The sequence below is a fragment of the Collinsella sp. AF25-2LB genome (assembly GCF_003458415.1).
In the GTDB taxonomy this organism is placed as follows: Bacteria; Actinomycetota; Coriobacteriia; order Coriobacteriales; family Coriobacteriaceae; genus Collinsella.
On record NZ_QRUF01000016.1, the window covers coordinates 15361 to 28456 of the forward strand.

The window sequence follows — 13096 nt, forward strand, 5'->3', positions numbered from 1 at the left end:
GGATGGATGGTCCAAGCGTGAGTCTCGGCAGCAAACTATCCAATGCAAAGGTGTCCTTTGCGATATTTAAGCGCGACATTAAGCGACTGCTTGTGAACCCCGTCGCCCTGGTGGTTACCCTAGGCGTGTGCGTTATTCCCTCGCTGTATGCCTGGTATAACATCGTGGCAAACTGGGATCCGTATGGAAACACCCAAGGCATCAAGATTGCTATCGCCAACAACGATCGAGGCACCCAAAACGACTTGGTGGGTGAGCTCAACGCTGGCGACAAAGTGGTCGACCAGCTCAAGGAGAATCATCAGTTGGGCTGGACGTTCGTCGACTCGACGGCCGATGCCAAGGAGGGCGTCGAGAGCGGCGAGTACTATGCCGCTATCGTGATTCCCAAGAACTTCTCGGATAACCTGGTTTCGATGCTCGACGGCAACTACCATCAGCCCAAGCTCACGTACTACGTCAATGAGAAGAAGAGCGCCATTGCGCCCAAGGTTACCGATACCGGTGCAAACACCATCGAGGAGCAGATCAACTCGGAATTTGTCTCTACGGTAGGCAAGACTGTTGCCGGTATCGCCAAGGATGCCGGTGTCGATTTAAAGGACAAGGCAACCCAGACTCAGGACTCGCTGGCAAGTTCGGTGTCCGAGGCGTCCGACACCTTGGGCGAGGTGCGCGATTCGATTGGCGATATGAATGCCGCCATCGATAAGACGAGTGGCGCTATCGCCTCGGCTGATGCGGCACTTGCCGGCTTGCAAGGCCAGGCACCGTCGCTGACGCAGGCGATCTCCCAGGGCAACGACCTGCTGAGCGAAGCTCGCACCACGGCGGGCAACTCCATCACCTCGCTCTCCAAGGCGCTCTCGGAAGGCAGCCTTGCGCTCACCAAGACGTCGGCCTCTGCGAACGCTGCCATCGGCAAGCTGACGGGCGCGGTCACATCTACGACCACCCGTATCGACAACTCGCTCGAGTCTCTTCAAGCGACGATCGACCACAATAAGGCCGTTATCGGGCACTTGGAGATTCTCGCCAATGACACGTCGACAGGTTCCGAGGAAATTGACGCGCGCATTGTATCGACCATCGATTTGCTTCGAGAGCAGAATGAAAAGCTTCAGAGCATCAAGGACGGTCTGTCCGCGCAGTCGAGCGCCATGGCGAATGACGCAGCGGCTGTTTCGGGTGCCAGTGACGCTATCAATAACGCAATTCATACCGGTGCGACCAACCTTGGCCAAGCCCAGACGGACTTGGGCCAAAACGCGCTGCCGAAGGCCTCGAGCGCGCTCGACTCTTTTGCTGCCGTTTCGGGCGACCTGACCGGTATCGTCTCGGGTATGACACCTACACTTGCAAATGCGCGCGGCACGTTGGCGCAGCTTAGCGCTACGCTCGGCCAGGCCAAGACCACGCTGTCCCAGACCGATTCCTCGCTTGCCAAGGTCCAGGACAAGCTTGCAACCGCCGCCAATGACATCGCGGCGCTGCAGACCTCCGAGTCCATGGGCGAGCTGGCCGATCTGATGGGCGTCGATGTCAATGACGTGGCAGATTTCATGGCGTCTCCGGTTGAGTTGACGTCCAAGTCAATCTATCCGGTCAAGAGCTTTGGCTCGGGCATCGCTCCCTTCTACACCAATCTGGCGCTTTGGGTGGGCGGCTATGTGCTCATCGCCATTTACAAGCTCGAGGTCGACCGTGAAGGTGTTGGCAGCTTTACGGCGCGCCAAGGCTACTTTGGCCGCTGGTTGCTCATGGTGATCCTGGGCGCGTTGCAGGCCATCATCGTTACGGTAGGCGATCTGGTGATTGGCGTGCAGTGCGTCAGCCCGCTGCTGTTCGTGCTGGGCGGCATCGCCATTTCGTTCACCTACGTCAATATCATCTATGCGCTGTCCACCACGTTTAAGCATATCGGCAAGGCTATCGGCGTCATTCTCGTCATCGTGCAGATCCCGGGTTCGTCGGGCATGTACCCCATCGAGATGATGCCCGGCTTCTTCCAGTGGCTGCACCCGCTGCTGCCCTTTACCTACGGCATCAATCTGCTGCGCGAGACGGTCGGCGGCATGTATTCGTTCAACTACCTGTTTAACCTGTGCATTCTGGGCGTGTTCTTGATCGTGGCGCTCTTTATCGGTCTGCAGCTGCGTCCGCTGCTGCTCAACCTTAACCTGCTCTTTGATAAACAGCTCTCCACGACCGGTATGATGATTTGCGAGTCCAACGACCTGCCGCGCCAGCGCTACTCGCTGCGCACGGCCATGCGTGTCATGCTCGATTCCGATTCGTACCGTCGCGAACTGCTCGATCATGCGGTCGCCTTTGAACATCGCTACCCGTACTACATCAAGGGCGGTTTTGCCGCCGTGGTGGGCGTTCAGGTCCTGCTCTTTGTCCTGTCGACGGTTCTCGATATCGACAATAACGGCAAGATCATCCTGCTTGTCATTTGGATCATCTCGGTTATTGCCATCTGCGGCTGGCTTATCAATATCGAGTACATCCGCTCGAGCCTCAACACCCAGATGCGCATCTCGGCGCTTTCGGATGAGGACCTGCGCCGCGAGATGCGCGAGCACACGGCCGCCATTCCGGCCGCTCGTCGCATGTTCGGCTTGAATGCGAGCGAGCGGGGGTCTGAACCCAAGACTCAGGCTGTCAACCAATGTGGTCATCGCGATGCGGCCCATGTGCCCGAGAACGGGGATGACACGTTTGTGATGAATGAAAAGAACGCCCCGCTCGGCAAGCACTCCAAAGGAGGTGAGGCATAAATGAAGAACATCCTGCATCTGTTTAAGCGCGATGTCCAAAACGTGTCTCGCTCCGTAATCGGCTTGGTTGTCGTGATGGGCCTCATTATCGTACCGTGCCTGTACGCGTGGTTTAACATCGCCGGCAGCTGGGATCCGTACGGCAACACCGGCAATCTTAAGATCGCCGTGGTCAACACCGATGAGGGTTACGAGAGCGATCTGATCCCCGTCGAGGTCAACGTGGGCGAAAACGTGACCGCCACCCTACGCGGCAACGAGAGCTTCGATTGGGTTGTGCTCAACAATCGCGAAAAGGCTATCGAGGGCGTCAAATCGGGCGCATACTATGCGGCTGTCGTTATCCCTAAGACGTTTAGTGCCGATATGATGACGCTCTTTTCGACCGACGTTAAGCATGCCGATATCGAGTTTTACGAGAATCAGAAGGCCAACGCCATCGCGCAGATCGTGACCGAGAAGGGTTCGAGCGCCGTTCAGAACCAGGTTAACGAATCTTTTACCGAGACCATTACGAGCATCGGTCTTAAGACGGTGTCCAGCCTGCTCGATTACATGAGCACCGACCAGGTCAGCAACTTTATCGCCAACCTGTCCTCGACGCTCGGCGATTCGATTGGGGACCTGCAAGACGTTCAGGCTAATGCTTCGTCGCTGGCGGGCATTTTGAGCTCTACGTCCGATTCGTTGACGTCGGCGAGCGGTATGCTCCAGCAGACGGGTACGGTCGATGAGTCGACCAAGCAGTTGATGGAGCATGCCAAGAGCGGCATGAGCGATTCCAAAGAAGCGCTGAAGGCCGCCAACGACGCCATCAACGCCGCGATTGACGGAAGCGCGGGCTCGTTCGACAACGTGTCCGCCGGGCTTGCGAAGGCATTTGATGCCGCGAATCAGCATGTCGACCTTACGGTGTCTCAGCTCAACGATGCCGCGGCGGCGCTCAATACACGTGCCGACGATATCGACGCCACGGCCGACCAGCTCCGCGGCTTTGCCGAGCAGGTCAGTGACGAAAAGCTCCAGGAGAGCCTTAAATCTGTGGCAACATCGCTGGGCAGGATCGCGGTGGAGTATCGCAACAACGCCAAGGACCTGACGGCAACTGCTAAGTCCCTTTCTGACAGCATGGCAGAGGTCAACAGCACGCGTGCCGAGGTCGATCAGGCCATCGCCGATGCCAAGGCGGGCATTTCGGGCGCCAAGTCCGACTACGATTCCACGTTCTCGGTTAAGGCCAAGAAGCTCAAGAAGACGGTTTCGGGCATCCTGGACTCGCTCGATGGCATCTCGGGCGATCTGGATAGCGCCGTAGACGGCCTGACCGACGCATCCGGTTCGCTGGCAAAGGGCCTCTCCAAGGCTGCAAAGCTGGTCAACAAGGCTTCTGATCAGCTGGGCGAGGCGTCGGACAAGATCAGTGCGTTTAAGGACGAGCTCGATGGCGCCCTGATGTCGGACGACCTTGCCACGATCAAGACGATGATTGGCAACGATCCCGAGGGTTTGGCCGTGTCGCTTTCCGGCCCCGTCGCGCTCGATCGCAAGCCGGTCTATCCGATTCGTAACTACGGTTCGGCCATGGCACCGTTCTACACGATTCTGTCGCTATGGGTCGGCTCGATCGTGCTGGCGGCCATGATGAAGGTCTCGGTTGACGATGAGCTCATCAACGAGCTCATCCCCGTGCGCCTGCACGAGATCTACCTGGGCCGCTACCTGTTCTTTGGCGGTCTGGCCCTGCTGCAGGCAACGCTCGTGTGTGCGGGCGACATCCTGTTCTTTGGCATTCAGTGCGACAACCCGCTGCAGTTTGTGCTGGCGGGCTGGGTCGCGAGTCTCGTGTTCTCCAATATCGTCTACACGCTTACGGTGTCGTTTGGCGATATCGGCAAGGCGCTCGCCGTCGTGCTGCTGGTCATGCAGGTCGGCGGTTCGGGCGGCACGTTCCCTATCGAGATGACCGGCCCCGTGTTCCAGGCGATCTATCCGTTCCTGCCGTTCACCCACGGCATCAACGCCATGCATGCCGCCATGGCTGGCGCCTACCATATGGAGTACTGGATTGAGCTAGGCATTCTGGCGAGCTATCTGATTCCGTCGCTGGCCCTGGGCGTCGTCTTCCGCCGTCCGGTCATCAAAGCCAACGACTGGATCATCGAAAAACTGGAGTCAACAAAGCTTATTTAGTACAGCAACGTTAACGCCGATGCAGCGCTAATGCCAGCGAGCGAGCCGCATTTGCGCCAAGGTGACGTGAAATGAAAGGGCGCTGACCTTCTGGTCGCGCCCTTGAAATTGAACGTCAGATTGGCGTGAATGCAGCTCGCGCAGCGTCGGCCGGTCCGCCGTTCGGTAGAACGGCGGAACAAAACGCTTTAGCGTAGTGAATTGCACGGGCTGCTTGGTTGTTGCTACAGTAGCGGGGCGTGCCGGGGGTCCGGTGCGCCCTGCTTTTATTTGACCATGAGGCGGCACGCAGCCATGCGCGTGCGGACACCACGCCCAGATTGAGCGCGAGGATGCCCTATGGCCCAGCATGCCACTGACAATATCGAAATGATGCCCGATAGCCCTGTTGCTCGCGAGGACCTGGGCGCGGGCGGCACCTCCCGCGGCGCCGGCGCTCGCTCGCCGCTGTTCTGGAAAGTCCTGCTGCTTTCGGTGGCAGTCGTCTGGGGCTACTCCTTTACGACCATGAAGGACGCGCTCGACACCATTCCGGTGTTCGAACTGCTCTACGTGCGCTTTCTGCCTGCGGCGTTGGTCATGTTTTTCATCTTCCACAAGCGCATCATCGCGCACCTCAACGCCCGCAACCTTATCGTCGGACTTGGCATGGGCGCACTTATGTGGGCCGCCTACGCCCTGCAGACAGTCGGTCTGGCGCACACCACGGCGGGCAAGAATGCTTTTTTGACGGGCACGTATTGCATCGTTGTGCCGTTCGCGAGCTATTTTCTGAGCGGCGAAAAACTCACCCGCTATAACCTGGGCGCGGCGCTGCTGTGCTTGGCGGGCATTGGCTTGGTGGCGCTCGATAGCGTTGAATTCAACATCGGTGATGTCATTACGCTGGCGGGTGCGGTCTTTTTCGCCATCCAGATGGCGGTGACTGCCAAGTACGGTCGCAAAATGGACATCAACGTCATCACGTTTTGGATGTTTGTGGGCAACGGCGTGCTGAGCCTGGCAACGTCGCTGCTATTCGAGACCCAAGCGCCTCTGTCCGTGTGGACGCCGAGCTTTATCAGCGCGATGGCGTTTCTCTCGGTTGGTTGCACATGCGCGGCTCTGCTCATCCAAAACGTCGGCTTGGCGCATGTCTCGGCCTCGACGGGCTCACTGCTCCTTTCGATGGAGTCGCCTTCGGGCGTGCTGTTCTCGGTGCTGCTGATGGGGGAGGCGCTCACCTCGCGCCTGCTCGCCGGCTTCGCGCTCATCTTTCTTTCGATTATCTTGAGCGAGACGCATTTCGATTTCTTGCGCCGAAAATCACACCCGCAATTGTAAACAACTTGTTGCGCCGCCCTCCCAGGGCGGCATTTTTATGTCATGCCCTTACAGTTGTACCTTGCACTTTACGCTATCAAAGTGCGTGCTGCAAAAACGTTACTGGAGGGCTTCTATGGCATCAGCTCTGTCCGATTTTCAACCGCAACCAGCGCCCCAGGCCACCGCGGCGGCGCAGGCCGCTATCGGTGACGGTCTTGTCGCAGAAGCTCAGGCTTTTGCAGACGAGCTCGCTGCATGGCGACACGATCTACACCAGATGCCCGAGCTGGGTAACAATCTTCCGCAGACGTCTGCCTATATCCAGGCACGTCTGGACGAGATGGACATCCCCCATACCACGCTAGTCGACGGTTCCTGCGCCGTTGGCCTGATCGGTGCCGGTGCGGCCGCTCAGGGCAATGGCACGTGCAAGGACGAGCAGGCCGGAACGGTCGTCATGCTCCGAGGCGATATGGATGCCCTTCCCGTTGTCGAGGAATCCGGCGAGCCCTTTGCATCCACCAATGGCTGCATGCATGCTTGCGGTCACGATATGCACGCGACGGCCCTGCTTGGTGCGGCGCGCCTGCTCAAGGCCCGCGAGGCCGAGCTTGTGGAGGCCAACGCTACCGTCAAGTTGCTGTTCCAGCCGGGCGAGGAGACCTTTGAGGGAGCACGCGCTGCCATCGCCGACGGCTTGCTCGAGAACCCGCGCCCTCAGGCGGCCTTTGCCATGCATGTCAACAGCCAGTCGCCGCTTGGCCTGGTGCTCTACGGCAGCCCGGCGCTCTCGGGTGTGTACGGTTTCCGCATCACGCTCCAGGGCAAGGGCGGCCACGGTTCCAGCCCCGAGATCTGCATCGACCCCATCACGGCCGGCGTCCACGTGCACCTGGCGCTCCAGGAGCTTATCTCCCGCGAGGTGCCGGCGGCCAAGGAAGTCGCACTTACCGTTGGTAAGTTCGCCGGCGGCTTGGCGGCCAACGTCATCCCCGACACCTGCGTGCTCGAGGGAACGCTGCGCGGCTTTGATGTTGAGCTCATGGCTCACCTAAAGACCCGCATCGCGGAGGTCGTTAACGGCGTTGCTACGACCTATCGTACGCCGGCGACCATCGAGACGCTTTCGGATGTTCCGCCGCTTGTACTCGACAGCGATATGACTCAGGCGTCGCTTGGCTACGTGGGCGCAGTGCTGCCCAAGACGGCTTTCTTGCCGCTTTTCCATGCCATGGCGAGTGAGGACTTCGCGCTTATCTCGAGCAAGATCCCAAGTGCGTACTTTACCGTGGGCGCGGCCGTAACCGACACGGACGAACACTTTGCCCAGCACCATCCCAAGGCACGTTTTAACGATGCCGAGCTGCCGCTCGGTGCCGCGGCCTATACCGCCGTCGCTTTGGGCTATATCGCCGACCACCGGTAGCACCCAACCTTGCCTTTCAAGCCTGCGGGCATGGCCGTAAGGCCTATGCCCTTGTCTTTCAAGGCAATCTTGGGCACTACCGGCGCCCGGCGCAGGCTATTCGTTTGTCTAAAAGGAGCAGTATGCCCCAGCAGCGTAAGTTCTTCCCCGGCTGGCTCGTGGTGGCCTCCGGCTTCGTGATCATGGCCACGTGTTACACGATTTTCGTCAACTGCATGAGCCTGTTCCAGCCGCTGATCGTCAGCAACCTGGGTATTTCCCTTGCGCAGTACAACGTCTCCAATGCCATCTCCACCGTGGTGAGTGTCGTGGGTTCGCTCGTTATCGGTCATGTTGCCGATAAGGTGAGTGGCCGCGTATTGGGCTCGCTTACCGTTATCGCTACCTCGGCGGTGCTTGCCGGCATGAGCTTTGTCGGTGAGCTGTGGCAGGTCTACGTGCTCTTTGCCGTCTCGGGCTCCTTTGCGAGCACCTGGATCGTGTGCTTGGCGTGCTCCGTGGTCATGCTCGTGTTCCTGCTGGTATCCGAGCCCATCGCCGCCAAGCTGCGCGCGAGCGTGGCGGGGGAGTAGGCGTCCGTCGCTCTTTTCTGTTCGTCCCGTTCTGTCCGTGGCCGCCTTGGAAGCCGAATGGATGCTCGTACCATCATTCGGTTTCCAAGGCGGCCACGGGCCTACGAAATGATCCCTATTCCTCCGTCCCCAAGGGATCACGTGATCCGAAGGGGACGGAGGAAAAGGGATCACAAACAGCGGCGGCGCGTCTGGCCGAACGAGTCCCCATACCCTCGTTCGGTCAGGCGCGCCGCCGCGTTGCTGCTTTGTGCCGTATAATGTCCACTACCTATGACGCGATACAAAAGAAAGGTGTTTGCCCATGCAGGCACAGAAGGCGGAGGGAACCCGCGACCTTATCGGCGCCGAGATGCGCGCCTGGCAAAAGATGCAGCAGATTGCGGCCGGCGTGTTCGAGCCGTTTGGTTTTAAACCCATCGAGACGCCCGCGATCGAGCAGGTTGACGTGTTTGTCCACGGTATCGGCCAGTCGACCGACGTCGTGCGCAAGGAAATGTTCCGCGTGTTCAGCGGTGCCAACCTGGAGCGCGTCTTTACCGAGGGCACCGACACCAAACTCAAGCCCAAGCAGCGCCTGGCACTTCGCCCCGAGGGCACGGCCGGCGTGGTGCGCGCCGTCGTCGAGAACAATCTGGTGCCCCAGGGCTCCACGCCGTTTAAGGCTTACTACGCCGAGGCCATGTTCCGCGGCGAGCGTCCCCAGAAGGGCCGCCTGCGCCAGTTCCACCAGGTGGGCATCGAGTGGCTCGGCGCTCCCGATCCGGCGGCAGACGCCGAGTGCATCATCATGCTCATGGAGTTCTACAAGCGCCTGGGCTTCGATCTTTCCAAGCTTCGTCTGCTCATCAACTCGATGGGTGACGCCCAGTGCCGTCCGGCTTATCGCGAGCAGGTTAAGCAGTTCATCCTCGATCACGCCGACGAGATGTGCGATGAGTGCCGCGAGCGCGCCGAGCTCAACCCGCTGCGTGCCTTCGACTGCAAGAACGACCACTGCCGCGAGATCATGGCCGAGGCTCCGCTGATGGGTGACAACCTGTGCGATGAGTGCCGCGAGCACTACGAGCAGGTCAAGCGCTATCTGGATGCCGCCGGTATCGAGTATGTCGAGGATCCCACCTTGGTGCGCGGCCTGGACTACTACACCCGTACTGTCTTTGAGGTCGAGGCCCCTGGCGCCGGCGTCGGCTCCATCGGCGGCGGCGGCCGCTACGATGGCCTGGTCGAGCTCGAGGGTGGCAAGCCCACGGCGGGCGTCGGCTTTGCTGTCGGTTTTGAGCGCGCCCTGCTGGCCCTGCAGGCCTTTGGCAGCGATTTGGGTGCCGATGAGGCCCCGTGCGTCTATGTCGCCAACGCCGGCAAGGAGCTGCGTCAGAACGTCTTTGCCATTACGCAGGAGCTTCGCGCCGCAGGTATCGTGGCCGAGGCCGACTATCAGGGTCGTTCGCTCAAGGCCCAGTTTAAGCAAGCCGATAAGGTAGGCGCCAAGCTCATCTTGGTCCTGGGTGGCGACGAGCTTGCCGCCGGCAAGGTCAAAGTGCGCGACATGCAGAGCCATGACGAGGTGCTCGCCGATCTGGACAACGTCGTCGAGGCGGTTCGCGAGCGCCTGTAGCGCATCTTTTTGAGCTTCGGGCCTGCTAACGTGTCCTGCTCATGGAGAGCGATTGTTACGGGGGTGTTTCGCTTTTATGCGGAATGCCCCCGTTTACGTATGCCGCCCACCGAGAAATACGACCATTTAGGGCAAAAACCTTTGCAATGCAGAAAATACTTTTGTGTGGTAAAGCGCAATCAGTGTCGAAAGTATTTCTCAAGCGCCTATAATGAATACCGCATGTTACGTGCATAGAAGGAGGAATGGGAGGAAACGTGGCTGAGAACCTAAGCAACCAGTCTGTACCCGAAGCCGCGGCGCGCGTCGCTGCCGTGGTCAACCGCCTCGTTAACCGAATCGGCTCGAATGCCGAGTCCAGGGAGCGTCTCGCCGAGATCGAGATCCCCGAGGAGCTGCGCGACAATCTGGCGCTGTTCTTGCGCCTGGAGCGCCGTGTGCTTAGCGAGTATGATCCCGAGATCGCGGACCTGTTCGACAAGATTTTGACAGCCGAGATTGTGGTCAATGCCGGCAACCCCGGTACCTGCGCTGCCGACGAAGCCGTCGACGAGCAGGGCGTGCCCACCGCCGACGAGCCCACTGCCGTGGCATTTCGTGAGGTCGTCGATTTGATCGACAGCCTGCCGCTCGATAAGCAGCAGGTCATCGTTCGCGCCTTTACGAGCTTTTTCCATCTGGCAAACCTGTCGGAGGAGAACTACCGTGTGGCGCAGCTGCGCGAGCGCGAGGCCGGTGCGTCGACCGATACCGAGGTCGATCCTGCCAACGAGCTTACCGTTGCCTATCACCAGCTGGTGAATGAGCTGGGTGTCGAGGGTGCCAACGAGCTGCTCGACAAGCTCGAGTTCCACCCTGTCTTTACCGCACATCCCACCGAGGCCCGTCGTAAGGCCGTCGAGGGCAAGATCCGCCGTATCTCCAACCTGCTGGAGGAGCGTCCGCGTCTGGGCGGCTCCGACCTGGTGGAGAACGAGCGCCATATGCTGCAGGAGATCGACGCCCTGGTGCGTACGAGTCCCATCGCGCTCAAGAAGCCCACGCCGGTCGAGGAAGCCGATACCATCATCGACATCTTCGATAACACGCTGTTCGACGTTATCCCCGTTATCTATCGTCGTTTTGACGATTGGGTGCTGGGCGACAAGGCCGGTACTGTGCCGCCGCTGTGCCCGGCGTTCTTCCATCCCGGCAGCTGGATCGGTTCCGACCGCGACGGTAACCCCAACGTCACCGCCAAGGTGAGCCGTGAGGTCGCCGCCAAGTACTTTACGCACATGGTGCTCAAGCTCGAGGACAAGTGCCGCCACATCGGCCGCAACCTCACGCTCGAGGCTACCTACAGCAAGCCGTCGGCCGAGCTCATTAACCTGTGGAACCATCAGGTCGAGATGAGCCCTCGTTACACGGCCCGCGCCGAGCTGATCTCCGAGCACGAGCCGCATCGCGCCGTCATGCTCGTCATGGCCGACCGCCTGAACGCCACCGTCCGTCGTATCACCGACACCATGTACCACAGCGCCGACGAGTTCCTGGATGACCTGCGCGTCGTCCAGCGTTCGCTGGCCGCCTGCGGTGCCGTCCGTGCTGCCTACGGCCCGGTCCAAACCATCATCTGGCAGGTCGAGTCCTTCGGCTTCCATATGGTCGAGATGGAGTTCCGTCAGCACTCCGTGGTGCATGCCCGCGCCCTTAAGGATATCCACGAGAACGGTATCCATGGCGACCTGCAGCCCATGACGCGCGAGGTCATCGATACCTTCCGCGCTATCGGCTCCATCCAAAAGCGCTACGGCAAGAAGATGGCGCACCGCTACATCATCTCGTTTACCAAGAGCGCTCAGCATGTGGCCGACGTCTTTGAGCTGGCGCACCTGTCCTTTGCACACGAGGAGGATGTCCCCGAGCTCGACGTGATCCCGTTGTTCGAGCAGCTCGAGGACCTCGAGGGCTGCGTCGACGTGCTCGATCAGATGCTTACGCTGCCCGTGGTGCAAAAGCGCCTTGCCCAGACCAACCGCCGCATGGAGGTCATGCTGGGCTATTCCGACTCTTCCAAGGATGCCGGTCCTACCACGGCCATGCTCGCGCTGCACTCCGCGCAGGAGCGCATCGCCAAGTGGGCAGAGAAGAACGATATCGACCTGGTGCTCATGCACGGTCGCGGCGGTGCCGTGGGCCGTGGCGGCGGCCCGGCCAACAAGGCCGTGCTGGCGCAGCCCAAGGGTTCGGTCAACTGCTTCTTTAAGCTTACCGAGCAGGGCGAAGTCATCTTTGCCCGTTACGGCAACCGCACGCTGGCTCAGCGCCATGTTGAGTCCGTTGCCGCCGCAACGCTTTTGCAGTCGGCCCCGAGTGTCGAGAAGACCAACACCGAGACCACGCAGAAGTTCTGGGATATGGCCGAGAAGCTCAACACTGCAAGCCACGAACGCTATCTGGACCTGCTGAACACCGAGGACTTTACACCGTGGTTCTCGACCGTGACGCCGCTGACCGAGGTCGGTCTGCTGCCGATCGGCTCGCGTCCCGCCAAGCGCGGTCTGGGCGCCAAGTCGCTCGATGACCTGCGTACCATCCCGTGGATCTTCAGCTGGAGCCAGGCGCGCATTAACCTGGCCGCTTGGTACGGTCTGGGCACCGCCTGCGAGCAGCTGGGCGATCTTGACCAGCTCAAGGCTGCCTACCAGGAGTGGCCGTTCTTCCGCACCTTTATCGACAACATCGAGATGTCGATTGCTAAGACCGATCAGCGCATCGCCAAGATGTATCTGCATCTGGGCGACCGCGATGATCTGTCCAAGAAGGTCTTTACCGAGATGCAGCTCACCCGTAAGTGGGTCCTTGCCATCGTCGGTGATGAATGGCCGCTGCAGCGTCGTCGCGTGCTCGGCTGCGCCGTTCGCGTGCGTAACCCCTACGTCGACGCCCTGTCCATCGCCCAGGTCCGCGCCCTTCGCGAGGTGCGTATGAACCAGGACGAGATGGCCGAGGAGAAGAAGGCCGAGTACATGAGCCTGATTCTTTCGACTGTGACCGGCGTCTCGGCAGGACTGCAGAACACGGGGTAATCGATAGCCCTGTAGTCGTCCGGGCCCGCCATTAGTTTACTTTTAGGCACGTCCTCGGACATGCAAGAAGCCCTCGCTGCGCACTTCGTGCGGCGAGGGCTTCTTGCGTCCTGCGGAGTGTGCCTAAAAGT

General features: G+C 60.1%; 7 protein-coding genes. All 7 read left to right on the plus strand.

Annotation, left to right across the window (positions count from 1 at the left end):
• Positions 1-17: 17 nt before the first annotated feature.
• The 7 genes from DWY51_RS07765 to DWY51_RS07795 all read left to right on the plus strand — a co-directional run bounded on the left by DWY51_RS07765 (position 18) and on the right by DWY51_RS07795 (position 12965).
• A complete protein-coding gene (locus tag DWY51_RS07765) occupies positions 18-2783 on the plus strand; it encodes a YhgE/Pip domain-containing protein (RefSeq protein WP_233504660.1) in 2766 nt (921 codons plus the stop codon).
• Positions 2784-4973, plus strand: coding sequence for a YhgE/Pip domain-containing protein (locus DWY51_RS07770; RefSeq protein WP_117770436.1), 2190 nt, complete (start codon positions 2784-2786; stop codon positions 4971-4973).
• 339 nt (positions 4974-5312) lie between these two features.
• The gene (locus tag DWY51_RS07775; protein ID WP_117770437.1) at positions 5313-6296 is read left to right on the plus strand and encodes a DMT family transporter; all 984 of its coding nucleotides are present in this window, start codon (positions 5313-5315) and stop codon (positions 6294-6296) included.
• 115 nt (positions 6297-6411) lie between these two features.
• A complete protein-coding gene (locus tag DWY51_RS07780) occupies positions 6412-7704 on the plus strand; it encodes a M20 family metallopeptidase (protein ID WP_117770438.1) in 1293 nt (430 codons plus the stop codon).
• Between the two features lie 122 nt (positions 7705-7826).
• Positions 7827-8276, plus strand: a complete 450-nt coding sequence (locus tag DWY51_RS07785; protein WP_195521812.1) for a hypothetical protein — start codon at positions 7827-7829, stop codon at positions 8274-8276.
• Between the two features lie 304 nt (positions 8277-8580).
• Positions 8581-9894, plus strand: a complete 1314-nt coding sequence (gene hisS, locus DWY51_RS07790; RefSeq protein WP_117770439.1) for a histidine--tRNA ligase — start codon at positions 8581-8583, stop codon at positions 9892-9894.
• Positions 9895-10151: 257 nt separating this feature from the next.
• Entirely contained in the window at positions 10152-12965 is a 2814-nt protein-coding gene (locus tag DWY51_RS07795) for a phosphoenolpyruvate carboxylase (protein WP_369832481.1), read from the plus strand.
• Positions 12966-13096: the final 131 nt, after the last annotated feature.